Consider the following 25,918-nt stretch of genomic DNA (forward strand, 5'->3'; position numbering starts at 1 on the left):
AGAACTAACCGCCGTTCGAATTCCTGCCATTATAGCACATGCGCTTCCCCTCCAGCTAACCAGATAAAGTCATTCCACCCGCAGCCCGTACAATAACAAAATCACCCCGAAGGGTGAGATGTTCAAACCATATACTCTTTTATACATCAACTATCCTAAGGCGGTCACCCTAAACCCGCAGGCTACAAACCGCTATGCTCCCGGATATACCGCCGCGCCTTGATTGCATATTCCAGCGGATCGGCCAGCGCCGGGTCCTGCTCCGCTTCAACAACGAACCATCCCGTATAGGGCGAGGCAGCCAGTTCGGCAAAAATCTCTCCGAACGCGAGGCAGCCATCCCCCGGTACAGTGAAGGCTCCCGCTTTTACCGCCTGAAGGAAGCTTAGGTTCTCTGCCTTCACCCGCTCGACTACCTCCGGCCGGATGTCCTTCAGATGAACATGCTTAATCCGCGGCAGATGCTCACGCAGCACCTCCAGAGGATTCTCGCCGGAGAAGGCCAGATGTCCCGTATCGTATAGCAGTGATACTTCATTAGAATCTGTAAGCTCCATCAGCCGGGCAATCTCCGCTGCGGTCTGCACCCCGGTGCCCATGTGATGGTGATACACCAGCGTCATGCCCTTCTCTGCCGCCAGCCGCCCGAGTCCGCCCAGACCCTCTGCGAGCGTGGTCCATTCGCTATCGGTGAATACCGGCTTATCAGCGAACAACGGCGTATCCATCTGCCCCTGAATGCTCCGGCCCTGCTCGGATACGACAATGACCTTGGCGCCCATCTCATGCAGGAAATCCCGGTGCGCACGGAAGGCTTCCGCTGTCTCCTCATATGGGCGCACCGTCAGGAAGGCGCTGAACCAGGCACTGGCGATACTCAGACCGCGCAGCTCCAGTGCCCTGTGCAGCCGCTCCGGGGAACGCGGATACTTGTTGCCCACCTCGCTGCCCTCATATCCGGCAAGCGCCATCTCGCTGATGCATTGCTCGAACGTATTGCCGCCCCCCAGCTCAGGCATATCGTCATTCGTCCAGGCAATCGGAGCGATCGCCAGCCGGACGGCATTGTCTCTGAACATGCTCATGTTCTACCCCTTCCACTATCCCAAGTGTGGCAGAATCCTTGATTCCCTGTGCGCCGTCTGCCCTGCTTCGCGCACATTCAGCGCCCGCTCAGTAGCTCCGGGCTGTCTTAAGTCCGCTGCGCTTCCGGTCATAAGCCTCCTGCACCGCTTCCTTGCCGGACACTTCCGCAACCCCGACATTCCACCAGGCCCCATAGCCGTGAGTCATCGTCTTCGGCAGCACTTTGATGTCGATCAGCGTGGAACGTTCCGACTGGCGGGCCGCCGCCAGGGCCGTGCGAAGCTCCTCAACTGTAGACGCGCGGAAGGTCTGCACCCCATAACCGGCCGCACTCGCCGCATAGTCGATCCGCATCAGCTCACCGCTGAGCTGGCCGTCCGTACCCCGGTGGCGGAATTCTGTTGCCATGCTCTCCATTCCCTGCTCCATCTGCAGGTTATTAATGCAGCCGAAGCCTGCATTATCCAGCAGAAGAACGTTGATCTTCCGGTTCTCCTGTAAGCTGGTTACCAGCTCGGAATGCAGCATCTGGTAGCTGCCGTCTCCGACCAGCGCGTAGACTTCACGCCCCGGCTCAGCCAGCTTGATGCCCAGCGCCCCGGCAATCTCATAGCCCATACACGAGAAGCCGTATTCCATATGATAGGTATCCGGCACCTCCGAGTTCCACATCCGCTGCATATCTCCCGGCAGACTGCCTGCGGCTCCGATGACAATCGCATCCTGCGGAATAGCTTCATTAATGATCCCCAGCACCTGCGTCTGGGTCAGCGAAGTGCCTAACACCTCTGCATATTCCGGGAGCTTCTCATCGAGATGACCGGCTACCTCGGGAATGAACGCCCCTGTGTTATCGGTGTTCGCCGGATACTCCACGCCAGCTAAGCGTTCTCTCTCCGCAGCCCACGACTTCTTTGCCTGGGCGATCTCAGCCGTATACGCAGAGCGGTATCCCCGCTCTTCCAGCGCTGCGGCTAAGGCGTTCAAGCCTTCGGCAGCATCGCAGACCACGGCCAGCGCATCCAGCTTGGCCGCATGATATGGCGAAGCGTTCAGCGTCAGGAATTCCACCTCAGGATGACTGAACAGACTCTTCGAGGCGGTGGTGAAGTCCGTGAACCGGGTGCCGACGCCAATCACCAGATCGGCCTCCGGGGCCAGCGCATTCGCGCAGCCGTTGCCGGTGACGCCGATGCCGCCGAGGTTGTACTCGAAGCTGCTGGCTACGGCGCTTTTGCCGGCCTGGGTCTCTCCGAACGGAATGGCGAATTTCTCGGCAAAAGCACGCAGCGCCGCTCCGGCATCCCCATACCGGACGCCCCCGCCGCAGACCAGCAGCGGCCGCTGCTTGCCGGCGATCAGCTCAGCCGCAGCCGCGATCTCCTGTGGATGAGGCAGCCGGGCGATGACCCGGTGAATCCGCTTGCGGAAGAAATCAGCCGGATACTCCCAGGCTTCGCCCTGCACATCCTGCGGCAGCGCAATCGTAACCGCCCCGGTATCTCCCGGATCCGTCAGCACCCGCATCGCGTTCAGCATGGCCGACATCAGCTGCTCCGGCCGGGTGACACGGTCCCAGTATTTGCTGACTGCCTTGAAGGCGTCATTAACCGTGATCGACAGATTATACGTATGCTCCATCTGCTGGAGCACCGGGTCAGGCTGGCGGGTAGCGAAGGTATCTCCCGGCAGCAGCAGCACAGGAATCTGATTCGCCGTTGCTGTTGCAGCAGCCGTCAGCATATTAGCAGCTCCCGGCCCTACTGAAGCCGTACAGGCCATAATCTTCCGTCTGCGGCTCTGCTTGGCGAACGCGGTTGCCGCGTGAACCATCCCTTGCTCATTGCGTCCCTGATACACCGTCAGCTCTCCCGGTGCCTCCTGCAGTGCCTGCCCCAATCCAAGTACATTGCCATGCCCGAACACGGTGAATACCCCGTGCACGAAGCGTTCCGGCCCGCCGCCGTAATCCACATACTGCTGATTCAGAAATTTAACCAGCGCCTGCGCTGTCGTTAATCGGATACGTTCCACTTCATGTCCTCCCTTCGCCTTGTCTACTGCCAGCGGGCAGTGACGACTTTTTTGCGCGTATAGAATTCCACCCCGTCGCTTCCGTTCGCATGAAGATCGCCGTAGAACGAATCCTTCCAGCCCGAGAACGGGAAGAACGCCATCGGTGCAGGCACTCCAACATTGACGCCCAGCATGCCGGACTCGATATGTTCGCGGAAGTAACGGACTTTACCGCCATCATTGGTGAAGATACAAGCTCCGTTCGCAAACCGCGAGCGATTCGCAATCTCCACCGCCTGGGCTACATCCTTCACCCGGATCACCGACAGCACCGGCGCAAAAATCTCCTCCTGCCAGATCTTCATCTCCTCTGTCACCCCGTCGAACAGCGTAGGTCCGATGAAATAACCGTCTCCCTGTACCGCCGCATCCTCACGGCCATCCCTGAGCAGCTTCGCGCCTTCGGCGATGCCCTGTTCGATGTAGCTAACCGTCCGTTCTTTATGGCCTTGACGGATCACCGGCCCCAGGAACGTATCCTCCTCCAGCCCATTCCCGATGGTCATGCTATTGCACTCCCGCAGCAGAATGGAGATCAGCTCATCGGCCACTTCCTCCTGCACCGTTACCACCGAGCAGGCCATGCAGCGTTCCCCGGCAGAGCCGAAGGCCGCATTCACAATCTGGGAGGCTGAGGCTTCCAGGTTCGCGTCCGCCAGCACGATGGAGTGGTTCTTCGCTCCGGCCAGCGCCTGGACACGCTTCAGGTGGTCTGTTCCTTTTTTGTACACATATTCCGCCACCGGCTGCGATCCGACAAAAGAAATCGCCTTCACATCCGGGTGCTCCAGCAGCCCGTTCACCACCTCATGCGCGCCGTTCACCACATTCAGCACACCGTTAGGCAGTCCGGCTTCCTCCAGCAGTTCCGCAAGGCGGGCCGCCAGCAGCGGTGTACGCTCCGAAGGCTTCAGCACAAAGGTGTTGCCGCAGGCAATCGCCAGCGGGAACATCCAGCACGGCACCATCATCGGGAAATTGAACGGGGTAATCCCGCCGACCACCCCAATCGGATAGCGGTACATGCCTGACTCGATGCCAGTCGCAATATCCGGCAGCTGCCGGCCCATCATCAGTGTCGGAGCACCTGCTGCGAATTCTACGCATTCAATGCCGCGTTGGACCTCGCCGTAGGCTTCTTTGAAGCTTTTGCCGTTCTCCAGGGTGATGATCTTCGCAAGCTTCTCCCAATTCTCGACCAACAGCTGCTGATATTTGAACAGAATCCGTGCTCTGCGCGGAACCGGTGTTGCGGACCAGCCTGCAAAAGCGGCCTTAGCCGCCGCCACCGCCCGGTCCACATCGGCTCTGCCGGATAGAGGCGTTCTGCCCAGCAGCTCACCTGTGGCCGGATTCACTACCGGCTCCGTCTGCTCCGTATCGGCTGTTACCCATTGCCCGTTGATATAATTTTTGAGTACTTGTGCCGTTTGCTCTGTCATTCATGTCCACTCCTTCTGTTCTATATAAAGTCTGCCGACTACCCTTACTTATTGCGCTCCTGCCGTAACCTCCTCGTTCGTTCGCAGGAATTCCTCCAGCTCCTCCAGGGTTGGCATAGCATCGGAGCAGCTGTGGCGGGAGATGACAATCGAGGCCGAGGCACTGCCGCGCCGCATCGCCTCACTGACACTGTGCCCGCTCATCAGACTGTGGATGAAGGCTGACGCATAGGAATCGCCTGCACCGAACGTCTTGAGGACCTTAGCCGGGAAAATCCCGCTCCGGTGGCTCTGCCCATCCGCTGTATAGCCAATCGAGCCGCTGCCGCCGTGCTTGATGACCACCAGCTCCGCCTGATGAGAGAACCAGCGCGCTGCCGTCGCCTGATCATCGGCGCCTGCCAGATTATACAGATTCTCCATCATGTCGAATTCTTCGCGCGTGCCGATGATGCAGTGGCTTTTCTCGGCAGCGAGGTTATAGTAGACCGCTGTCTCAGCGGCTGATGTCCAGGTATAAGGGCGGTAATCGAGATCGAAGAACACGGTCACATTATGCTTGCGGGCGAATTCCAGCGCCAGAAACACCGCTTCGCGGGAAGGGCTCTGGGCCAGCGCCGTACCGGAGATGAGCAGCGCCTTGGAGCTGGCAATGTACTCCTCCGAGATCTCCTCCGTGTTCAGCAGCAGATCGGCCACATGGTCGCGGTACATTAGAATGCTGCATTCCTGCGGGCTCTTAATTTCTGTAAAAGCCAGCCCCGTCACCGCACCCGTCCGGTCCACGCACACCTGGCTGTCGTCGATGCCATCCTTGCGCAGATAGCTGCGGATGAAGCGGCCCATCTGGTCGTCGGCCAGCTTGCCGATGAAGCCGGTACGCATCCCGAGCCGCGCTGCACCAATGATAATATTGGCCGGAGAGCCGCCGACATATTTGGTGAAGGTCATCGTCTCTTCCATCGGCCGCCCGGTCTCATTGGCGTTCAAATCAATACACAACCGGCCAACAGCAACTACATCCAGCCGCCGGTCAGGGTCGAACTGTAAACCGTTCATAGTGATGCCTCCTTGATCAAGCTAGGGAAAAGGTAATTCGTTCGGTAACACGAATGGCTGTACATCGGACAATGAAATTAATTGGACAGTGAGGCTGTAAATTACACAGTAAAGTTGTAATTCGTACAATGAAGCTATACATCGCATTAACGTAAGGTTAGATTGATATGCTGCTGTAAGAGTCATTTGGCGTATAACTTGGCGTGTAGGTTGAGTATTTCAACGATTGATTGTTGCCTTTGGATCAGAATGTTTCATTTCATCTCTGGGGGAGGGTAAGCGCTTAACCTAATTTTCTACTTTAGTATAGTTTAGAAGCGCGCTTTTGGCAATCCTCAATTTGAAAGCGATATCAATAATCGCATGGAATGCACTGAAGGGGAAGATCCCCCTCGGAACAACAGGTGGAAAAATTGTGTTCGGTTTTTCGCATACATCTGCCTACTCACCGGCTCACTGACCCAATATGTTCGGTTTTCCACATACATCCGGTCCATGTCCCTCCACACAATCGCGCTCTTCCACACTAATACAGCACGCAAAAAAAGACCCGCTCCCAGCCGCAGCCGGAACAGGTCTTGAATAGATAATGTGTGGTTAGTGCGGAACCGGACCCGTCGAATGACGGATGACCAGCTCGGGCATCAGCATGATTTTGCGCTTGGGGCTGGTGGGGTTACTGATTGATTCATTCAGCAGAAGCATCGCCTGCTCGGTCATCTCGCGCAGAGGTTGGGCGATACTGGTCAGCGAGGGATGGCAGATTTCTGCCAGCATCGTATTGTCGAAGCCGACTACGGACAGGTCGCGGGGAATGGACAGGCCCGCACTGCGCGCCTCCTTGAGTACCCCGATCGCCAGTAGATCATTGCAGCCAAAGATGGCGGTCGGGCGTATGTTCTGTGCCTGGTTCAACATTTCTGCTGCTGCCGTACGCCCGTTCTCCAGCGTTGCCGAGGTGTGGATCATATTCGCCGGATTGTCAAAAGAAATTCCCGCCGCCTTCAGCGCATCCAGGAATCCTTCCACCCGCAGCCTGCTCCCCGGCAGATTGTCAGAGATCACTCCCAGCCTGCGGTGACCGAGGGACAGCAAATATTCCGTGGCCTGATAGCCGCCTTTGTAATCATCGACGGTGACGCTGTTGCTCTCCAGCATACGGATATCGGCTGAGAACAGCACAAGCGGCACATGATCAGCCACCATTCCGCGAATCAGCTCAGGATTCCCCGTATGAGAGGCAATAATCAGGCCATCCACCCGTTTGCGCAGCAGCAGCGAGATGTACCGGGCCGCCTTCTCATCGCTGCGGTCCGTACTGCACACGATTAAGTCGCTGCCCTGCTCCTGGGCGTAATCCTCGATGCCGCGGGCCGTCTCCGCAAAGAACGGATTGGCAATATCGGGGATCATCAGCCCAATGGTACCCGTCCGGCGGCTGGTCAACGCAGAAGCTACCAGACTGGGCTGGTAGTTCAGCTCCTCCATGACCCGCCCTACCTTTTCCCGCGTCTTGTCACTGATCCGGCCGCTCTTATTCAATACCTTGGACACCGTAGCGATAGATACGCCTGCTTCCCGTGCCACATCATAGATCGTAGGTTTCATCGTTATTAAGCCCGCCTTTGCGTTCATGCCTTCTTATCCTTCGATTATAAGGAAGTCCTCCCACGCTGTCTATCTATCGGGTATGTGTGTCTTCTCCAACGCAGCTATTAATTAACCCTTATAGGTGAATGAGATTACCTACGCGCAAGCAAATGTATGCTGTTTTCCGCATACATTCGGGCCACACGCCTGCGCGTACCAGCAAATATATGCTGTTTTTCGCATACATTCGGGCCACATGCCTGCGTACCAGCAAATGTATGCTGTTTTTCACATACATTCGGGCCACACGCCTGCGTACCAGCAAATGTATGCTGTTTTTCACATACATTCGGGCCACACGCCTGCGCGCCAGCAAATGTATGCTGTTTTCCGCATATATTCGAGCTACACGCCTGCGCGCCACTTATCCACAATTTCCTCTATACTAAATAAGGCTCCCGCTGCGCGGAAGCCCCATAATTATCCATTCACTTGTCTACCTAGCCGCCAGATAACCTTCTACCCTAATCGACTCTATTCACTCTGCTGCTGACGCAGCCGCAGGCACGCTCTGTCCCGGCTTGAACAGCCACTCATGATCGGGATCATTGTGGAATACCCAGGTGCGGACCGGTCCGGCCATGACGTTAAGATAATACGAGTCATATCCCGGCGGTGCTGAGACAGGATGATAGCCCTCCGGCACAAGCACAATGCTCTTATCCGGAACAGCAATAGTCTCGTCGAGACTGCGGTCATCATTATAGACCCGCTGCACCACGAAGCCGTGGGCGGGATTGACCCGGTGATAGTACGTCTCCTCCAGATAGGATTCGGCCGGCAGGTTATCCTGGTCATGCTTGTGCGGCGGATAGCTGGACCAGTTGCCTCCGCCCGTGCGCACCTCGACCACCAGCAGGCTCTCGGCCACACTCTGCTCAGGCAGGATATTAACAACCTTGCGTGACATACTGCCATAGCCGCGATCCTCGATTGCCGCATCCGACGGGGTAATCAGCCGTGCCGGATATTTGCCGTTGCCCGGAGCAAGGCAAACCCCAAGCTCCAGCTCTGTCAGTGCAGTAACTTCATAATGAGATCCGGCGGGAACATATACAGCGTAAGGAGCCATATCTTCAAAGACCGACATGCGTCCGCCGATACCTGCGAACCGTTCGCCATCCACTTGAATATCAGCCTTCCCTGCCAGCAGCACCAGACAGATCTCGTTCCCCCCGCTATCACGCGTAAGGGTAGCCCCGGCCTGCAATTGGTACACCTCGAACCCGACATACTTCCATCCGGCACTCTCGGGGCTGACCGCAGCGATACAGCCATCCTTATCCGGCGCTCCGGCCTTAATCAGTAGATCAGACATCTTCATCCATCCTCCTCTGTCTTAAGAATCTGTATCCGCTTACAAGGCCTGCAGTTCAGAAAATCCCGCTTCCGCAGCAGTTACAGACAGCTTGACGGGAAGTCCGCTCAGATACGATGCTCTGGCTGCTTCAGCAATGAGCTGTGCGGCTTCGCCGTCACGGCCGCTGCAGATCACCGGCTCCTGTAGCCTTACTGAACGGGCAAACGCAACAATCTCCTCCGTGAATGCCTGGTTATAGCGCTCCAGGAAGAAATGCTCCGGCTGATCGCGGGTAACCGAAGTCGCGGTGGATACCTCCACTGTTGTCGGGCGGCAGTTGTCGGCGGTCGCCGAACCCAGCGTCCCGAAAACCTCGACCCGTTGATCATAGCCATATACGGCCTGCCGGCTGTTGTCGATCACGCAGATCGCCCCGTTCACGAACGTCAGTGTAATGACGGCGGTGTCCACATCCCCGCAACGGCCGAACATCGGATCAATCAGGTTCGCCCCCCGGGTGTAGACCTCAGCCACTTCACTGCCTACCAGATAACGGGCCATATCGAAATCATGAATCGTCATATCCATGAACATCCCACCGGAAGAACGTACATAAGCTTCACCGGGAGGCTGCGGGTCACGTGAGGTAATCTTCACAATATGAGGATTCCCCAGCTCTCCGGACTGAACCAGCCGCTTCAGCTTGCGGAAGCTGGGGTCCATCCGGCGGTTGAAGCCGACTTGCAGCAGCACGCCAGCGTCCTCTGCCGCCTGCAAAGCCCGCTGGGTCTCTTCCGAGGAGAGGCTAATCGGCTTCTCACAGAAGATATGTTTACCCGCAAGCGCAGCCCGCTCAATCCATGACGCATGCGAATCGGTTGGCGTGCAGATGAACACCGCTTCAATCTCAGAATCATTCAGTATATCTTCACCCGCAGCAAAAACAGAGCCAAGCCCCCTGCTCTCTGCCCAGGCCAGCAATTCCTCACTCATCATAGCTTCAGCTATGGACTTCAGCTTGAACGACGGCATCGCACGCAGATTGTCTGCGTGGAGGCGGCCGATTCTTCCCGCTCCGATAATGCCAACTACAATCGGTTTAACCATGTTCGCTTATCCTCCTCAGAGGGTAAGCGCTTAACCTTCCCGAGAATAGTATACTTCATGCCCGGGAAAGCTTCAAGCAAATCTTTTCTCAAAAAGATCAGATAAGCGTACGCCGAAATAAAATAGGAAATAGATACCGTGAGATTTCTCTTTAACAATTAAATGAATCCTATATTATGCAAGTTAGAACAGGAAAAGAGGTGTTGTCTCATGAGCAAAATTAATTTTACCGAAAGCCTGCTTCGTGTAATTATTTCTCTGATCGGACTTCCATTCACATGGATTCAAGCGGCTCTTTCCAGATACCTTCTCCATAAATATAAAGCTCCAGGAGAAAAGATTTCAGTTGGCTCACATCATCTCCATGCGATGGTTACCGGCAGCAACACAAGTAATCTTCCGACGATTCTATTAGAAGCAGGAATGGGCGGTTGTGCTCTGGATTGGTCATTGGTTCAGCCCGCATTAGCCAAGCATACCAAGGTCCTCTCCTATGACCGGGCCGGTTTCGGTTGGAGCACTACACCTATAAGTGAGCCGACTTGCGAAGGCTATGTTCGTGATTTGCGGGAATTATTGACGCAGCTTGAATTAGTACCCCCATACATTCTTGTAGGGCACTCCTATGGTGGAATGATCATGCGGCTGTTTGCTTCTAAGTATCCTGAAGAGGTCTCCGGGATTATTCTTGTGGACTCCACACATGAGCAAAGATACATAGACTCCACTTTCATTCAAATCAGATATGAAGAGCGGCTGCGGCACCTGAGACGGCTAAGAATGGGTTATCTTTTCTCCCCTATAGGGTTGCCCCGTCTATTAAAACAACCTATTGGTGCCAAACGGCTGCCTCCACCAGTTCAACATACAGTGAATACACTCGGATATCGAAATAATGCGTATAAAGCGGCATATCTGGAATCTCTCTGCACTATAGAAAGTGCCCTCCAATTAATAGAGTCAGAGCCTTTAGTTCCGGAATTACCAATCATCGTATTATCTGCCGGAAGGCAGAATGAGGATTGGCAACAAGCGCAGAAGAAGCTCCTCCAGTTAACCGCAAAAACCCGGCAGATCGTGATAGAGGACAGCTGGCATTCCATTCAACTATATTATCCGCAAGCTGTCGTAGATTCAGTACTGAGTTTATTAAGAGATAATCATCGCAACCAAACAGACAAGCAGGCGTCTATTTAGTAGGAATATATATCCATTAAGAAAGGTGAGCTAACATGCTTGGGAGATTCATAAGGGTTCTGGAAGGAAGCCCAAGACTCGTTATTAGCATTTTTTATCCAGCCATCGGGGGAGAACCGGTGAAGGGTATCGACCTGTACGCACCTTGCCAGGCTGAGGCAGCTAAGCTTTTGACAGAGATGGGCGTTGAGCTGGACAACCTGAACATTGCCAGTGTAACAACAGGCGGGGCAGTGGCTCCAAAACAAGAAGGGTATCCCGTCGTACTCTTCTCCCCTGGATTCGGTGTGGAACGCGATATGTATCTCGGAGTGATTTCCAAGTTAGTCTCCAAAAACTACGTGGTAATTACGATTAGCGCCCCGCATGAGTCTGTCTTCACCGTATTTCCAGATGGCAGCTATCTCAAGCAGGCACCAGAAATGGCGGAGCTGGCAAGCAGCGACTACACCAGTTGGTCCCGTCTGCTCCACAACCGGGTTCAATATATACACGCAGTTATGGACGTTCTTGAGACGCTTAACTGCTCCGATGATGCTGAGCTCGCCGGGCTGTTCGACCTGGATAAGGTTGCTGTCCTGGGACATTCGCTCGGAGGTGCCGCCTCCCTGGAGGCCGCCAAGCAGGATCACCGGATCAAGGCGGCTGTCCTGCTCGATCCCAGTTTTCACCTCATACGCCGCGAAGACGTACAGTCTGCTGTCCCAGTTCTGCTGCTGCGGCAAGAAGCTTCGGCGTACCGGGAGATGGCAGCATCAATGAATGAGACCATTGCATACGACTATATCGATGGGCAGCGCTATGCCTTCAACTCTCTGAACAATGCCCATTTCTATCGGGTAAAAGGGGCTCAGCACATGTCGTTTTCGGATATTCCGCTTCATTACGGTGATCAACACGCAGTTCCCGTTCATGCCGTTACCGCAGAAGCTGCAACCGCATTCATGGAGGCGGTCTTTTGTAAGGGTGAGGCGGGCCGAAATTTCGCTTTACAGTCTGGAGAAACCGTTGTTCCCATCAACGCAGAGGGTGAACCTGTAGGAACTTAGCATGAATTGATAAACGTAGTTGCAGGGGCAGTATTGCTTAATTTTAAATGTTCTTTACAGCTAAATACGGGTACTCAATGATACACTTAAGCTATCATAACTCTTGCTTGAAGGAGTGTTCCAAATGCAATTACGAATAGTGAAAGCGCCCGGCACAAACGATACATCTTATGTTACAAACAAAATGATTGAATTCAATCTCAAACATTTCCCTGACGAATTGAAGGGCAGATATCAAGCCGTCAACCTTCTTTTGAAGGATAGCGATGGAAATGTATACGGCGGACTAACTGGTGAAATATGCTGGAACTGGTTAGAGGTACAGTATCTATTCGTTGACGAGGACTACAGGAAATTCGGATATGGAAAGAAACTGCTGCTCGAAGCCGAAAAAATGGCTAAAGAAAAAAAATGTGATTTCATCAAATTAGATACCCTAAGCTTTCAGGCATTGGACTTTTACTTAAAGCAAGGGTATGAAGTGTTCGGAACGATACATAATGCCGGCAGCCATACTCATTATTATTTGAAGAAAGAACTCTCTCAAAACAGTTAATTCGTTAGCCAGTGCTTAGACTACCGCCCCCCCCAGGCAAGCATACGTCTATTCAATTGGGAAAAGCAGATTGGAAATTAAAGGTGTTGCCGGAAGCATCTAAGAGAAGGATAGATTACTTATGAAAGCTAATAGGAATATAGCACTTATTCTTAGTTTCATTGCCTTAACTGGAGGCATGTTCATCTCGTCGCTGATTGGTGTTGTCTTTGGAATCATTAATATAGCTTTGAGTTTGCAACAAATGAAGGCTGATAGAAAGAAATCCTTAATCGCTATAATAATCAGCACAATTGCAATGTTAATTCCAATAATCCTGGCGGTCACTCTAGCCACTATACTCGATGAGTAGGATAACGCGGGAGTAATTAGAATTATTAACAGGTCAACGCCATGCCTTTACATCCTTGGAGAGTGCGCATTTCTATCGGATAAAAGGTGCTCAGCATATGTATTTTTCTGACATCCCGCTTCATTATGGTGATAACCATGCAGCTCCAATTCATGCCGTTACCGCAGAAGCTGCAGCCGCATTCGTGGAAGCCGTTTTTCATAAGGGTGCTGTGTCTCGAAATGTAGCATTACAGCCTAGCGAAACCGTTGTTCCAATCAACTCAGAGGGTGATCCTGTAGTAACTGTATCGTAGGAGGGTTTTTCATGAAAGTTAGACTAAGCGATTATAATCCGGACTGGGTTAACCGTTACCAAGAGGAAGCTTCGTTTTTAACTACAATATTCACAGATGAAATTGTACGTTTTGAGCATTTTGGCAGCACCTCAGTACCCGGTTTAAAAGCTAAACCCGTCATTGATATGATGTGTATTGTAAAAGACATTAACAAGATAGACTTATATAACGATAGGATGCATTTGCTCGGATATGATGCAGGTGGAGATTGGGGGATTCCCGGCAGAAGGCTATTCCGCAAAGGCGGTGAGGCAAGAACGCATCATATTCATTGTTATCAGGCAGACAACCCTCAGATTGAACGGCATCTCGTATTCAGAGATTATTTAAGAGCCCATCCGGCGGAAGCGGCAAGATACAGTCAGTTCAAACAAGAATTAGCGGATCACTTCGAGGATACCAGCCAGTACGGCCCGGCCAAAAAAGCATTTGTGAGCTCGATGGAACAACAGGCGCTTTCCTGGTACGCAAGCCTGCGTTCTGATGCGAGGTGAGCCGATGAATTTCAGATGTGAATGCGGACACCGAATCCACGACAATACGGATTATTTGCCCTATAAAGGATACTTCCTTGCGGACCAGGATCAGGATGATCTTATGGATGAGATTGACGATGCTATTGAGAAATCGGGTCCGACGCCGCGGGATAAGGAAGAAGCTGCTATGAGGATTAGATCCTTAATCACTAGACTGTTCAAATCCGCTTACCAGTGCTCCAATTGCGGGAACCTCTTCATGGATCTTGGTCCTGCCGGACTGGAAATGTTCAGGGCAGTTGATCCTGTGAATAAGAATCTGTTACGGTCGGCTTTAGGGGAGCAGTGGCGGGGGCATGTATTTGGAGAATGGAAGGACATCCTGCCTGAATGGCAAACTTCCCATGGCATCCTGTACAATGAGACCAATGTCAGCTGTCCAAGCGGAGAATCGGCGGGGAATGGACATTATAGCGATTGGGAAGCCTTGGAACGGGACTATTATCAGTTGTTTGATGAACTCAAGAACAGGAATGCTATACGTTACAGCCAATTGGAAAAGAACGGGACCCTAATTCATTCATGGAGCTTACCTAAATAGCTTTTCTGTATAGGCTGAATGAGTGGAAATAAGCTAAAAAACTCTAAGGAGGAACTCAAATGAAGACAATCCTGCGCATGATGGACCATCTGTACTGGGCGGACGGACGGATTTTGGAAGCGCTTGAAGCGAGTCACACGAAGGACGCGGAGCTGCTGAAGCTGGTGCGGCATGTGGCGGTGGCGGAGCAAGTCTGGCTGTCGCGCTTGCAGGGTAAGGGCAGCACACAATACGCATTATGGGAAGAAGCGGAAGACCTGACGGCAATCCGGCAACTGTTCGAAGAGAATGCTGAGCAATACCGCAGCTATATCGGCAAGCTGGAAGAATCTGCGCTGGATCAGATGATTAGCTACAGCAGCCAAAATGGAACCTCGTTCCAGACCTCCGTGCGGGACATCCTGCTGCAGGTGCTTTTACATGGGCAATATCACCGGGGACAGATCAACCGGGCCCTTCGTATGGAATCGGCAGAACCGGCTCCCGTTGATTACATCACTTTTGTGAGACTCTAACAGGACTTCACGAATGTTAATAGGGTAGCTTTCATATCACGGACTGGCTGCATCTGGCCTGTTAATGAATAAGGAGCGAATGCTAGAATGGAAATTAGAGCGTTACACACAGATGAACCGCCCCCAACCGGATTGCTTTTATTGGCAGACCCTGCACCGAAGCTGGTTAAGGACTATATTGCAAGAGGACAATGCTTCGTTGCTGAGGCGGATCAACAAGTGGTCGGAGTCTATGTGTTACTGCCTACCAGACCGGAGACCGCCGAGCTGGTCAATATTGCAGTGGATGAGGAGTTCCAAGGCCGGGGGATCGGGAAGCAACTGGTGAATCACGCGATTCAGGAGGCTAAGCATCTCGGATTCAAAACGCTGGAGATCGGCACAGGCAACTCTAGTATCGGCCAGCTTGCGTTGTATCAGAAATGCGGATTCAGAATCACGGGGATCGACAGGGACTTTTTCATCAGACATTATAGTGAAGAAATCTATGAGAACGGGATGCAGGTTATGGATATGATCCGCCTGTCTCAGGATCTGTAAGTCAAATGGAGGTTAACCAACCTATGCAAGCACAAATATTGCAATTTCTGAATACTACCTATCCGGTTCAACTCTCCAATGTGGAGGCGGTCACCAACGAAATGTACCGTTGTCACTCGGGTAAGGAGACATTTTTCGCCCGAATTACGAATTATAAGACCTATGAAGAACAATTAGCTGAAGTGAACTGGACAACCTATCTGTTCAATCGGGGCGTACGGGTGCCGGAGGTTATACCTACTGAACATAATTCGCTTATCAGCACCCTGCTGCTGAATGAAGAAGAGAAGTTCGTGGTCTTGTTCCGGGCGGCAGCCGGAATCCACCTGCCCCGCGCCAAATGGGACAAAACCATCCTCAGAACCCTCGGACAGCAAATAGGCAGAATGCATCAGGTGAGCAAAGAATATCAGCAGTCTGACGCTGCCCAGCCGATTCCGCATTGGTATGATAACGATGAATATGATTTTCTCAAGTACATTCCTGCTGAAGAGCGGGCCATACGGGATATTGCGAAGGATGTGCTCAAGCAGATCCGAATGTTGCCCAAAGATGAGGCGAACTACGGCATCATCCACGGCGACCTGTGGCTGAACAATACCCTGGTGGACAGTGACTCTGCCCTGACGATGATTGATTTTCAGGATTGTGAGCGACATTATTATGCCTACGATCTAGCTGTGCCCATCTATTCTGCACTGGAGTACTCATTCGCGGGCGGACAGAACCTTATGGATTATAAGCGCACGATTACCAAGGCAATCACGGACGGATATAAGGAAGAGCATCCCCTCTCCGCTGAGATGTCCAGAAAACTGCCGCTGTTTATGAGACTGAAAGAGCTGTTTGAATACAACCTGATGCATATGTATTGGAACTTCGAGGAGCTTAGCGAGGAACAGGTGCGGATTCTGAATCTGTACAGAAGCAAGATTGAGTATATGCATACGTGAGGTGAGTGAAGTGTATGACTATATCAGTATTCATTCTGTGGGCTACGCCAAGACTGTAAGGACGGAGGTACTGGAGCGGTTTTTTATTAGTTTAATGGGTTTTGACAAAATCGGTCCTTTATCTTTCTCGAAGGCATTCCATGGAGCGCATATCGGGGTAAAGGGAATCTCCGCAAATTCGGATGGCAATTATGCTTACTACACTCTGGAGGGGATTGAAGCGGTGAACCTGGTCGAGGTCATTCTGCCGGCAACTAAGATAGATGAGCCATTGGAGCGTGCGATAACCGGGTTGGTGATGGCCATTGTTGACGAATTCCATTGGTGCATTGATGAGGACCACGGATTGGATACTTGATGTGATCGGTTTTCCGATTACATTTGGCCATACGCTCTCGCCAACACCAATTGTGATCGGTTTTCCGATTACATTTGGCCACACACTCTCGCCAACACCAATTGTGATCGGTTTTCCGATTACATTCGGCCACACACTCTCGCCAACGCCAAATGTATTCGGTTTGCGCATACAGGCCAGCCCCCGTCCCCAGTGCGTTCCCCCAACAATACGACAAGCGGCAGCCTCAGACGAATCATTCGTCCATGGCTGCCGCTTGTTCAATTCTTATCACTCAGCCCGCTTCGCCCCTGTCTAGACTCCCGCCTCAGCAGTAATGCAGCGCTTCGCCCAGCGCGACCAGCGCCATCGCCTGGCCGTAGGCCATCGGGGCAATGATGATCCCTTTGTAGTCCTCCTTGGCTGCGCCGATGGGAGTGCCGCCGGACACCCCGAGCACTGTGCCTTCGCCGTCAATTCTGTCCAGGATGGCACGGATTGCCTGCAGAGCCGGTTCGCTATAGGCCTCCGGGAGCAGTCCCCGGCGCACACCGTTCAGGATACCTGCGGCAATCGCAGCCGAACCCGAAGTCTCGGTATAGCTGCCGGGATCATCCAGCAGGGTATGCCATAATCCGTCCTCGCTCTGACATGCGAGCAGGGCTTCGGCCTGGGCCTGTAGCGTCTGCTGGAGATAGCTGAAGACTCCGTCTGCCAGATAGGGCCGCATCAGCTCCAGATATTCCGGCAGACCGAGCGCGAACCAGCCGTTGCCACGGCACCAGAAAGCTTCGCTGAAGTTGTGACGCTCTGCAAAATGCCAGCCATGGAAGAAGAAGCCGGTCTTTTTGTCATACAGATATTTAATATGCAGCAGCAGCTGATGCAGCGAGGTCTCGCGCCACTGCGGGTTGTCGTACTTCACACCCATTTTGGCAGTGAACAGAATCGCCATGAACAGCGTATCAATCCAGATCTCGTTCTCATGAAGCGAGACCTCATGCTTCTGAGTCCCCGTAGTCACATGCTGATAGCCTTGCTCCAGCGTCCGGGGCAGGCCGTGCATCAGCCAATCTATCCATTCGAGACTCAGCTCTCTGGCCTCTTCCAGCTCCATCAGCGACAGCAGCGGGGCAGTCGTATTAATATTCCGGCTGGGCAATCCCTTCTCCAGCTGCCGGGCCATCCACGGCTTGGTGTATGCCGCATAACGGCCGTCCCCGAAATGCCGGTCCAGCTTTTGCAGGCCATACAGCCCCACTCCCTGCGGCCAATCCCACTCTTCCATCCCGAAGTCTCTGGCAAAATACCCCCGGCGTCCCGCGTCTTCCCCCAGGTTCTGCAATTCCGCTTCATTATCCGGCCGGCCCAGCTTCAGCAGCTTATTCGTGACCAGGTCCAGCTTCTGCATAACCTCTTCCTTGCTCACACAGCTAACCGGCACCGCTTGCTTCTCTCCTGCTCCCATCCTAGCCTCTCTCCTCTCAGCTCTGCGCCCCGCGCAGCTTGATTCTGAACGTTCTGATCTCATAAGGCTTCACCTGGAAGCTCAGCTCCTCTGCTTCCTGCCAGTCTCCCAGCGGCTCCTCCATCAGGTTGCATTCCTGCCAGGAGTCTATAGAGTAAGCACTGTCTACAGTTATCTGCGTCCGGGAACCTGCGTACTCATGCAGGCGCAGCACCACATCCTTGCCGTCCTCCGAACGTTTGATAGCATCCACTGTCACATTCGCACCATCGATATAGAGCAGCGGGTTCCCTTCCAGTTCGCCTGCGACACTGCGCAGCGGGTTATTCAGCTCCCACGCCTCCTGGACCACCCTGCCTTCGACGAAATCACCGGTATGCGGGTACAGGGCATACGTAAATTCATGATGCCCCTGATCCTGCTGCGGATCGGGATGCACCGCCGATTTCAGCAGCGTCAGCCGGAGCACGCTATCCTTGATATCGTAGCCGTATTTGCAGTCATTAAGCAGCGCAATGCCATACCCCTTCTCGCTGATATCCGCCCACTGATGGCCCACCGTTTCGAAGCGGGCGTAATCCCAGCTCGTATTCCAGTGTGTAGGACGCTTCACGTTACCGAACTGAATATCATAGGTAGCCTCCAGCGCATGAATATCCACCGGGAAAGCCACCTTCAGCAGCTGGTTATGTCCGTGCCAATCCAGCTCAGTATGGAAGTCAATCCGCACAGTATCACGGTAGAAGATGATATCCTGGGTAACCGCTGTGCGGTGATAGGTCCAGGTCATACGCAGCACCGCCCGCAGCGGACCATTCTCGGTTAGCTCACATCCGGTCAGCTGCGAGATCTCGGTCATCTTTTCCTGGTAAAAAATATCGATATCCCACGCTTCAAAATCCAGCGGCTTATCTTCAAACACCTGTAGTACATTCCCGCGCTGCCCGGGAGCCAGCAGCTCACGGCCGCTCTTCCGGTCGATCATCGAAGTGAAATGCCCCTGCTCATTCCACACCACTTCCACAAGCGGTGTGCTCAGCGTGTTGCCGGATACAGCTGCAAGCGGCTGAATCTGCGGCTCCTGGGTGGCTTCGCCTGCTTGTCCGTGTACTACCTTCAGCACCGCCGTGCCCAGTGCAGGCACAGACGGAACATAGACAAATACTTCCCCGTCTGCCGTCCGCTGCTGCCATAGCCGGTTCCCGTCTGCGTCATGAACACTTGCGGAATCTGCTGATCCTATAGGCAGCAGTGCATAACGCGGACGGTTCCAGTTCGAGCTGTTCAGCAGCGTGAACCTGCTGTCAGCCTTTTCTTGGACAACACCGTTAATCAGAGCCAGTGAGCGCGCTTCGCCTTCTGCATATTCAGCATCACTGTCCTCATAGACCTCAGCGATCGACGAACCGGGGATGATGTCATGGAACTGGTTGCGCAGCAGAATCTCCCAGATCCCGGTCAGTTCAGCCGCAGGATAAGCGGTTTCAAGATTCCCCTGTCTTACCCCCGTCAGCGTATGCAGCCACTCGGCATCGCGCAGCAGCAGCTCCAGGCGGCGGTTATATTTCTTGTTGCGGGCTTGTGAGGTATACGTACCCCGGTGGCATTCGAAATACAGCTCCCCGTTCCAGGTGTGTACGAACGACTCCGCCTTCCCGATCCGTTCATGCAGCCCGGTGAAATATTCCCCGGCACTGCCCATCTCAATCTTCGGAATGCCCGGAAGCTTGTCGAAGCGCCGCCGAAGCTCCAGCATCTCCCGCGTCGGCCCGCCGCCTCCGTCACCCCAGCCGTATGCAAACATCAGGTGATCGTTGATCTCCTTATCCTGATAGGAATTCCAGATTCCGCGCAGCAGCCCTGCCGTCATCCGCCCGTTATACGTGTACTCCGCCCCATCCTTCTCGGAGGTCGTGATGAAATGCGTCAGCACCTCCGAGCCGTCCATCCCCCGCCACCAGAAGGTGTCATGCGGCATCCGGTTGAACTGGTTCCAGCTGATTTTGGTCGTCATGAACGTGTCGATGCCCGATTTACGGAGAATCTGCGGCAGCGCCCAGCTGTACCCGAAGACATCCGGCAGCCACAGGTACTTGCTCTCTACCCCGAATTGTTCACGGAGATAGCGTTTGCCCAGCATAATCTGGCGGACCAGCGACTCACCGGACGGGATATTACAATCCGACTCCAGCCACATCGCCCCTTCCGCTTCCCAGCGCCCTTCCTTCACCTTCTCGGTGATCCGCCCGAACAGCTCCGGATAATCCTGCTCCAGATAAGCGTACAGCTGAGGCTGTGTCTGCAGGAACTGGTACTCCGGGAACTCCTCCATCAGCCGCAGTACGGTGGAGAAGGAACGGGCGGTCTTTTCACGGGTATGCTTCAGCCGCCACAGCCAGGCAACATCAATATGGGTATGGCCCACAGCCGTAAGCGTTACGTCAAAAGTCTGCGGCATCGCCTCTATCGCCTGATTCAGACTGGCGCCTGCCTTATACAGCGAAGCAGTATGCTCTGGCAAGCCCGGCTCCGACCAGTCAATCAGACGGAAGGCTTCGTTCAGCGCTCTTAACAGCCACTGCTTCTCCGGCTGGTCTCTGCCAAGGTAACGGAAGGTGTCGAGCGCCGCCTTCGACATATAGAACAGGTCATCAATGCTCTCGTCCAGATAGCCGATGAAGGCTTCGCTGAGCCGGTGCTCCTGAATTCTGGGCAGCCCGCCGCCCTCAAGCCCCGACCACAGCCGGAAGGCCAGCTCTACCGTCTGTCCGCCCCATTCATCGCCGAAGATTACTTCTCTATGGTTGTTATCTACGCCCTGGTAAGGCGATCCGTTCACGAACAGCAACGATTCGAAGCCGGAGTTATTGAAGTCCCCTGTTTTGCCAAAATCAAACCGGCCGGCAATTTTGAAGCCTGCCTGACTAGGCGGCAGCACGATCTCTGTACGCAGCCAGATGTAACGGTCCCGCCCGCGCCAATGCTCCTGAAGCCTGATGACGCCATCAAAGGACACCGACTCCGGGTATACACCGTTAGCCCCTTCCTCATCCTCAGCGAACGCGAACTCTGTAAGCTCCTGAACCTTAAGATATCTATACTTTTCCACTTCAGCCTGGCGTTTGATCAGCTTTTCTTCTGTGAATAACATCTCTATCACTCCCTGTATCCGCTTTCATATGGTCACTATAGCAAACCTTCCACTCCAAAAACTACCCTACTCTTGCTGTATTCGGCCCTATTCATTGCATATTTTGCTTTTTTGGGCCTATAATATACAGGTGGAAACGGCTTGGACTTCTATAGTAAACGGCAACGGTGAGGAGAGAGGCTATGCTTGACAGCGACCTGTTATATGACCAAGGATATAGCATACGTATCAATACCCCGGCTGATCCGCTCTTTTACTATTTCGACTACGATCAGCGCTCTCACGACATTAATATGGAGTTTCAGCATGATCATGACTTTTATGAGATTCATATTCTGCTGGATTCCAGCGCTACTCATATTATTGAAGGTAACGTACATGCCCTGCAGCAATATGACATTGTTCTGCTTGCTCCGTACCGGCTGCATATGACCCAGTATCCCGCAGGCCCGCCGCATAAGCGGCTGATTATCAACTTCAACTTGCCCAGGAATATACCTGGACTTGAGACCGCTTACAATGCAATGCTGCAGCCGTTCTCCGAGGAGGTTCCGATCTACCGGTTCACCGGAGGCCCGCGCAGTGCCGTGTTCGAGCCGCTCAATGCTATTTTCAACTGTTCCCGCAACACTTCACCGCTGAATCCGGTGCTGATTCACAGTCTGTTCCAGCAGTTCTTATGCAGTCTATACCAGCAGAATGACAAGAATGCGTACGTGCTGGAAGAGATCGGCAATGCCATGATGCAAAAAATCTATTCAATCACCGCCCACATTCACAGCCATTACGGCAGTGAGTTATCCCTGGATTCCATCTCCAGGGAATTCTATATCAGCCCTTATTATTTATCACACCAGTTCAGAACCGTCACCGGCTTCACCTTGACCGAATACATCCAGATGACACGCGTCCGCAAAGCCCAGCAGCTCCTGCTCCATACCCGGTACAAAATCTCCGACATCGCCGGGCAATGCGGCTTCAACAGCTTCTCCCAATTCAACCGCATCTTCAATAAGCAGAGCGGCATGTCCCCCTCCGCATTCCGCAAAGCGCAGGGGGCGTCTGGCGGGGCTTCGTCTTTGAGTTCGTATTGAATTAAATATCGAGGAGGAAAATGGAACATGGAAACGCTAAACTCCAGCAAAGATAACAGCAGCAGTGTCACGTATACAATCAGCACCCAATATGAAACCTATCCAGACTACGCGATTGAAGCCTCGCTTATCACCCATATCGTTAACGGCTTCGCCGAAGATCCGGATGATTTCATCGTCATTGATCCCAGTACGCCGGTAGAGGGAAGTCTGTATATGCAAGCCGCCCCTATCCGCCATACTCCCCGCAGCATCGTCGTTGAATTGCGCCTCGGCTATCCAGACGGGTCCTTCAGGCATTTCTCCCGGGAGATGACTGACAGGGACAGCGTGATCCGTATACTGCTGGATTATTGGGGCTTGCAGAAGCTGCCTGCTTATTCCACCTGGTCAGATGTGACGGATGAATTAAGCTAGACTTATCCGGGGACCGGATACACAACAGAGCAGCGCTTCTCCCGTTACAGGAGAAACGCTGCTCTGTTAGCTTCTTGTATGTTGGACAAGTGGAAACGGTACCGTTTCAGCGAGAAATTTACATTTGAACAGTAACAGGGCTGACTTTTACACCGTAAACTGCACGCGGCTGAGCAGAACCTCACCCCGCAAGACAAGATATACATCTGTGGTCCCTGCATCCACACTCGCTACAGCGGACTGGCTGTGCCACTGCTGAACGCCGCCGGACGGAACTGTAAGGGTAGCCGCCAGCTTGCCGGATGGGCTGCCGGTCCGGACTTCAACCATACCTCCCTGGACGGAGGATATAAGCATCTCGACGCCTGCTGCACCCTCTGCAAAACGGACATTATGGAAGGCGATCCATGCCCCTTCCTTCACCGGATGCACCGCAGCGCCGCCTGCCTTGCATTCATCAAGGAAGACGCTATCGTAATCATCGTAATTCTCAGCCTTAACTGGCGTATACAGATCACGCGGCGGAACGGTCTCGCCATGCACCCTGATTGTGGCGGACAGCCGGATATCTCCCGAGGAACGGCCTGCCATTAGCATGTATTCCCCATCCTCCACACAGTACTGTTCGCGGCTGACGTCCCAGAAGGAGAGTTCAGCGGCCGGTAAGGTGAATGTGACCGTCTGCTTCTGTCCCGCAGCCAGCCGGATTTTGTCAAACCTCTTCAATTGCTTAAGCGGACGCCTGATCCGGGTAGACAAGCACTGGACATAGAGTTGGACTACCTCGTCACCGTCTACACTCCCGCTGTTCTCAAGCTCTACGTTCAGACTGATCGTACCCTCCTGTGATACTTCCTCCGACGCCAGAGACAGCCTGTTATAGTTCACCTGCGCATAGCTCAGACCGTGACCGAACGGATAGAGCGGTTCACCGTCGAAGTACATGTAGGTTCTCTTGCCCCGGATAATATCGTAGTCCATGAATTCAGGCAGCTGGCTGACGCTGCGGTACCAGGTCATATTCAGCTTGCCTGACGGGCTGTAATCGCCGAATAGGACATCTGCGACGGCATGGCCCAGCTCCTGTCCGCTGTGCGAGGTGTACAGCACGGCCGGAATATGCTCGTCGATCCAGGTGGAGGAAATCGGATAGCTGCCGACGATCACCACGACGGTGTTCGGGTTGGCGGCATAGACAGCCTTGACCAGATTCTCCTGCTCTGCGGGCAGTACAATATCCGGCCGGTCAATCTCCTCCTTGCCGTTCAAGAGCGGATGGTTACCGACGAATACAATGGCAACCTCAGCGGCCCGGGCCGCTTCCACTGCTGCTTCTACTCCGTTCACGACAACTTTCTTATGGAATTGGGCTGCTTCGGCAGACGTTTCTTCTTCAGCAACGCGAATGGTTCCGTCCTCAGCACTGATAACAAGCGGCTGATCATTCCAGGTGCGCAGGCTGACAGTTCCTTCGCCTTCCTGAACCATGTTCAGCGATTCCTTCACATACCAGCCATAGATTTCATCCGCGGAAGCGGTCAGTGTGCCGGCATCTGTCAGGGTAACATATTGTCCCCTGCTGGCGGATTCAAGGGTATGAGCGGTCCAGCCCCACGCCGTATGGCGGAACATCTCTCCCCGCTCCGGCTGATCATGCAGCACTGCGAGCCGTCCGTCCTCACCTGTAAACCCCACCGCTTGTCCGCTGGCAGCGGAGGTCAGAATGATCCGGTCATCCCCGCTCTCGAAGGTGACCTGCTTGCCTGACAGCTTCTTGGTGATTCCCTGCAAAGGGGTCACCGCATACGGCAGCGTACCGGAATACCAGTCTCTGAATGCTTCGTCCCCCAGCGTGCCGATCACAGCCACCTTGGAGAGCGCGGCTGCATTCAGCGGAAGGGCTGCGTTATCGTTCTTCAGCAGCACGATGGATTCCTTCGCGGCTTCGAGCGACAGCTCGCCATGCGCTTTGCTGAGAATTGCCGAGTCGTCTATCTTCGTATACGGATTGCCTTCCTCCGGGTCGAACTCTCCGAGCCGGAAGCGGACGCGGAAGGTGTTCGCCAGCGCGCGGTCCAGATCCTCCTCCGTCAGCAGCCCTTCACGGAGCGCCTCGTGAATGACCTTAATGGTCTCCTCTGTCTCTTCAGTTACACTGTCTATGCCGTTCTTGATCGACTCTGCCATAGACTGGGCGAAGGAATCATAATACTTATGATCCTTCACAATCCCGAACAGGTCTCCGGCATCGCTCACAATGAAGCCGTCCATCTCCCATTCGCCCTTCACAATCTCCATCACCGCCGGATGGAGGATCACCGGCACGCCGTTCACCGAATTGTAGGCGGTCATCATGGATTGTGCGCCGCCTTCCTTGAAGGCAGGCTTGAACGCTTCCAGATAATATTCGCGCATATTGCGCGGGTCAATGCTGGACGAAGCCACGCCCCGGTCGATCTCATTGTTGTTCCCGAGGAAATGCTTCAGGGTTGCGACCGCTTTCAGATACACCGGGTGATCGCCTTGAATTCCTTGAACAAGCGCTGTACTCAATCGGCCTGTCAGCTCAGGGTCTTCCCCGTAGGCTTCCTCTGTTCTCCCCCAGCGCGGGTCCCGCTCCATATCCACAGTCGGTGCCCACAGGGTCAAGCCGTTAATGGTGGGATTCTTGCGGTAAAAGGCTCTGGCCTCATCGCCGATCGCCGAGCCGATTCTTTGCAGCAGCGCTGGGTTCCAGGTGCAGGCAAGGCCGCTTGGCTGCGGGTATGAGGTGGCTTTGCCGAGCCAGGAAATCCCGTGAGCTCCCTCCGTTCCATGCTTGTAACCGCCTACACCCAGCCGTTCAATGGCAGCCTGATATTGCGGCATCAGACTGACCTTCTCCGCCAGCGTCAGCCGGGAGAGCAGATCCTGAACACGTTCATCTAATGGCAATTCCATTTGTCTAAAAGGATACATAGCAGCGTCCATATATAATCTCTCCTTCATTCTTCATGATAACGGTTTCATCTCCAGCCAAACCGAACGTCCGCACAGCCCGGCTGTCCTATCCTCCTCCATCTTAGAAGATTCTCCCGGACAATAACACCTGAACAATTGGCCCAAAAATCAGTTCATTATTAGGGATTCCGTATGGTAAAGATACTAATCAGACA

General features: G+C 53.7%; 21 protein-coding genes. 11 read left to right on the plus strand and 10 right to left on the minus strand.

Annotated elements, in window-relative coordinates:
* Positions 1 to 182 precede the first annotated feature (182 nt).
* From iolE to iolG, 7 genes are all read right to left on the minus strand, one after another.
* Positions 183 to 1,079, minus strand: a complete 897-nt coding sequence (gene iolE, locus NSS64_RS20775; protein ID WP_340995532.1) for a myo-inosose-2 dehydratase — start codon at positions 1,077 to 1,079, stop codon at positions 183 to 185.
* A gap of 94 nt (positions 1,080 to 1,173) precedes the next feature.
* Complete coding sequence (gene iolD, locus NSS64_RS20780; protein WP_341141363.1) at positions 1,174 to 3,120, minus strand: 3D-(3,5/4)-trihydroxycyclohexane-1,2-dione acylhydrolase (decyclizing); 1,947 nt, start codon at positions 3,118 to 3,120, stop codon at positions 1,174 to 1,176.
* Positions 3,121 to 3,143: 23 nt separating this feature from the next.
* Entirely contained in the window at positions 3,144 to 4,604 is a 1,461-nt protein-coding gene (locus tag NSS64_RS20785; RefSeq protein ID WP_341141364.1) for a CoA-acylating methylmalonate-semialdehyde dehydrogenase, read from the minus strand.
* Between the two features lie 48 nt (positions 4,605 to 4,652).
* Positions 4,653 to 5,663: a 5-dehydro-2-deoxygluconokinase gene (gene iolC, locus NSS64_RS20790; RefSeq protein ID WP_339254693.1), complete on the minus strand. Its 1,011-nt coding sequence runs from the start codon at positions 5,661 to 5,663 to the stop codon at positions 4,653 to 4,655.
* A 597-nt stretch (positions 5,664 to 6,260) separates the two neighbouring features.
* Complete coding sequence (locus tag NSS64_RS20795; RefSeq protein ID WP_341141365.1) at positions 6,261 to 7,271, minus strand: LacI family DNA-binding transcriptional regulator; 1,011 nt, start codon at positions 7,269 to 7,271, stop codon at positions 6,261 to 6,263.
* Between the two features lie 520 nt (positions 7,272 to 7,791).
* Positions 7,792 to 8,631 (minus strand): 5-deoxy-glucuronate isomerase, encoded by an 840-nt coding sequence (gene iolB / locus NSS64_RS20800; protein ID WP_341141366.1) that lies wholly within the window; start codon positions 8,629 to 8,631, stop codon positions 7,792 to 7,794.
* A 39-nt stretch (positions 8,632 to 8,670) separates the two neighbouring features.
* Positions 8,671 to 9,720 carry an inositol 2-dehydrogenase gene (gene iolG, locus NSS64_RS20805; protein ID WP_341141367.1) on the minus strand — a complete coding sequence of 350 codons (1,050 nt, stop codon included), beginning with the start codon at positions 9,718 to 9,720 and terminating at the stop codon, positions 8,671 to 8,673.
* A gap of 210 nt (positions 9,721 to 9,930) precedes the next feature.
* On the opposite strand from iolG, the gene NSS64_RS20810 reads away from it, so the two are divergent.
* The 9 genes from NSS64_RS20810 (at position 9,931) to NSS64_RS20850 (ending at position 16,654) form a co-directional block, all read left to right on the plus strand.
* The gene (locus tag NSS64_RS20810; protein WP_341141368.1) at positions 9,931 to 10,917 is read left to right on the plus strand and encodes an alpha/beta hydrolase; all 987 of its coding nucleotides are present in this window, start codon (positions 9,931 to 9,933) and stop codon (positions 10,915 to 10,917) included.
* Between the two features lie 119 nt (positions 10,918 to 11,036).
* On the plus strand, positions 11,037 to 11,966 hold the full coding sequence (locus NSS64_RS20815) for an alpha/beta hydrolase family protein (RefSeq protein ID WP_341141369.1): 930 nt from the start codon (positions 11,037 to 11,039) through the stop codon (positions 11,964 to 11,966).
* Between the two features lie 124 nt (positions 11,967 to 12,090).
* The gene (locus NSS64_RS20820) at positions 12,091 to 12,522 is read left to right on the plus strand and encodes a GNAT family N-acetyltransferase (RefSeq protein ID WP_341141370.1); all 432 of its coding nucleotides are present in this window, start codon (positions 12,091 to 12,093) and stop codon (positions 12,520 to 12,522) included.
* 658 nt (positions 12,523 to 13,180) lie between these two features.
* Positions 13,181 to 13,705 (plus strand): GrpB family protein, encoded by a 525-nt coding sequence (locus NSS64_RS20825; RefSeq protein ID WP_341141371.1) that lies wholly within the window; start codon positions 13,181 to 13,183, stop codon positions 13,703 to 13,705.
* A 4-nt stretch (positions 13,706 to 13,709) separates the two neighbouring features.
* Positions 13,710 to 14,288, plus strand: a complete 579-nt coding sequence (locus tag NSS64_RS20830; protein ID WP_341141372.1) for a hypothetical protein — start codon at positions 13,710 to 13,712, stop codon at positions 14,286 to 14,288.
* A 59-nt stretch (positions 14,289 to 14,347) separates the two neighbouring features.
* On the plus strand, positions 14,348 to 14,803 hold the full coding sequence (locus NSS64_RS20835; RefSeq protein WP_340942920.1) for a DinB family protein: 456 nt from the start codon (positions 14,348 to 14,350) through the stop codon (positions 14,801 to 14,803).
* An 87-nt stretch (positions 14,804 to 14,890) separates the two neighbouring features.
* Entirely contained in the window at positions 14,891 to 15,343 is a 453-nt protein-coding gene (locus NSS64_RS20840; protein ID WP_341141373.1) for a GNAT family N-acetyltransferase, read from the plus strand.
* A gap of 23 nt (positions 15,344 to 15,366) precedes the next feature.
* Entirely contained in the window at positions 15,367 to 16,296 is a 930-nt protein-coding gene (locus tag NSS64_RS20845; RefSeq protein ID WP_341141374.1) for a phosphotransferase enzyme family protein, read from the plus strand.
* Positions 16,277 to 16,654, plus strand: coding sequence for a hypothetical protein (locus NSS64_RS20850; protein WP_341141375.1), 378 nt, complete (start codon positions 16,277 to 16,279; stop codon positions 16,652 to 16,654). The genes NSS64_RS20845 and NSS64_RS20850 overlap by 20 nt, the downstream gene beginning before the upstream one ends.
* Before the next feature lie 307 nt (positions 16,655 to 16,961).
* Here NSS64_RS20850 and NSS64_RS20855 read toward each other — a convergent pair whose 3' ends face one another.
* Positions 16,962 to 18,101: a glycoside hydrolase family 88/105 protein gene (locus tag NSS64_RS20855; RefSeq protein WP_341141376.1), complete on the minus strand. Its 1,140-nt coding sequence runs from the start codon at positions 18,099 to 18,101 to the stop codon at positions 16,962 to 16,964.
* A 16-nt stretch (positions 18,102 to 18,117) separates the two neighbouring features.
* Entirely contained in the window at positions 18,118 to 21,252 is a 3,135-nt protein-coding gene (locus NSS64_RS20860; protein ID WP_341141377.1) for an alpha-mannosidase, read from the minus strand.
* A 182-nt stretch (positions 21,253 to 21,434) separates the two neighbouring features.
* Between NSS64_RS20860 and NSS64_RS20865 the strand changes: the two genes are divergently transcribed.
* Entirely contained in the window at positions 21,435 to 22,346 is a 912-nt protein-coding gene (locus NSS64_RS20865) for a helix-turn-helix transcriptional regulator (protein WP_341141378.1), read from the plus strand.
* A 27-nt stretch (positions 22,347 to 22,373) separates the two neighbouring features.
* Entirely contained in the window at positions 22,374 to 22,763 is a 390-nt protein-coding gene (locus tag NSS64_RS20870; RefSeq protein WP_341141379.1) for a hypothetical protein, read from the plus strand.
* Between the two features lie 147 nt (positions 22,764 to 22,910).
* Here the strand turns inward: NSS64_RS20870 and NSS64_RS20875 are convergent, their stop codons facing one another.
* Entirely contained in the window at positions 22,911 to 25,733 is a 2,823-nt protein-coding gene (locus NSS64_RS20875) for a glycoside hydrolase family 3 C-terminal domain-containing protein (RefSeq protein ID WP_341141380.1), read from the minus strand.
* Between the last annotated feature and the right edge of the window lie 185 nt (positions 25,734 to 25,918).

This window comes from Paenibacillus sp. FSL H8-0122, assembly GCF_038005345.1.
GTDB lineage: Bacteria > Bacillota > Bacilli > Paenibacillales > Paenibacillaceae > Paenibacillus_AQ.

What these genes read in the sequence shown, in the direction of transcription:
- iolE (WP_340995532.1), bottom strand. Translation starts at nt 1,079, where the DNA reads ATGTTCAGAGACAATGCCGTCCGGCTGGCGATCGCTCCGATTGCCTGG.
- NSS64_RS20785 (WP_341141364.1), bottom strand. Translation starts at nt 4,604, where the DNA reads ATGACAGAGCAAACGGCACAAGTACTCAAAAATTATATCAACGGGCAA.
- iolC (WP_339254693.1), bottom strand. Translation starts at nt 5,663, where the DNA reads ATGAACGGTTTACAGTTCGACCCTGACCGGCGGCTGGATGTAGTTGCT.
- NSS64_RS20795 (WP_341141365.1), bottom strand. Translation starts at nt 7,271, where the DNA reads ATGAAACCTACGATCTATGATGTGGCACGGGAAGCAGGCGTATCTATC.
- iolB (WP_341141366.1), bottom strand. Translation starts at nt 8,631, where the DNA reads ATGTCTGATCTACTGATTAAGGCCGGAGCGCCGGATAAGGATGGCTGT.
- iolG (WP_341141367.1), bottom strand. Translation starts at nt 9,720, where the DNA reads ATGGTTAAACCGATTGTAGTTGGCATTATCGGAGCGGGAAGAATCGGC.
- NSS64_RS20810 (WP_341141368.1), top strand. Translation starts at nt 9,931, where the DNA reads ATGAGCAAAATTAATTTTACCGAAAGCCTGCTTCGTGTAATTATTTCT.
- NSS64_RS20820 (WP_341141370.1), top strand. Translation starts at nt 12,091, where the DNA reads ATGCAATTACGAATAGTGAAAGCGCCCGGCACAAACGATACATCTTAT.
- NSS64_RS20825 (WP_341141371.1), top strand. Translation starts at nt 13,181, where the DNA reads ATGAAAGTTAGACTAAGCGATTATAATCCGGACTGGGTTAACCGTTAC.
- NSS64_RS20830 (WP_341141372.1), top strand. Translation starts at nt 13,710, where the DNA reads ATGAATTTCAGATGTGAATGCGGACACCGAATCCACGACAATACGGAT.
- NSS64_RS20835 (WP_340942920.1), top strand. Translation starts at nt 14,348, where the DNA reads ATGAAGACAATCCTGCGCATGATGGACCATCTGTACTGGGCGGACGGA.
- NSS64_RS20840 (WP_341141373.1), top strand. Translation starts at nt 14,891, where the DNA reads ATGGAAATTAGAGCGTTACACACAGATGAACCGCCCCCAACCGGATTG.
- NSS64_RS20845 (WP_341141374.1), top strand. Translation starts at nt 15,367, where the DNA reads ATGCAAGCACAAATATTGCAATTTCTGAATACTACCTATCCGGTTCAA.
- NSS64_RS20855 (WP_341141376.1), bottom strand. Translation starts at nt 18,101, where the DNA reads ATGGGAGCAGGAGAGAAGCAAGCGGTGCCGGTTAGCTGTGTGAGCAAG.
- NSS64_RS20860 (WP_341141377.1), bottom strand. Translation starts at nt 21,252, where the DNA reads ATGTTATTCACAGAAGAAAAGCTGATCAAACGCCAGGCTGAAGTGGAA.
- NSS64_RS20865 (WP_341141378.1), top strand. Translation starts at nt 21,435, where the DNA reads ATGCTTGACAGCGACCTGTTATATGACCAAGGATATAGCATACGTATC.
- NSS64_RS20870 (WP_341141379.1), top strand. Translation starts at nt 22,374, where the DNA reads ATGGAAACGCTAAACTCCAGCAAAGATAACAGCAGCAGTGTCACGTAT.
- NSS64_RS20875 (WP_341141380.1), bottom strand. Translation starts at nt 25,733, where the DNA reads ATGGACGCTGCTATGTATCCTTTTAGACAAATGGAATTGCCATTAGAT.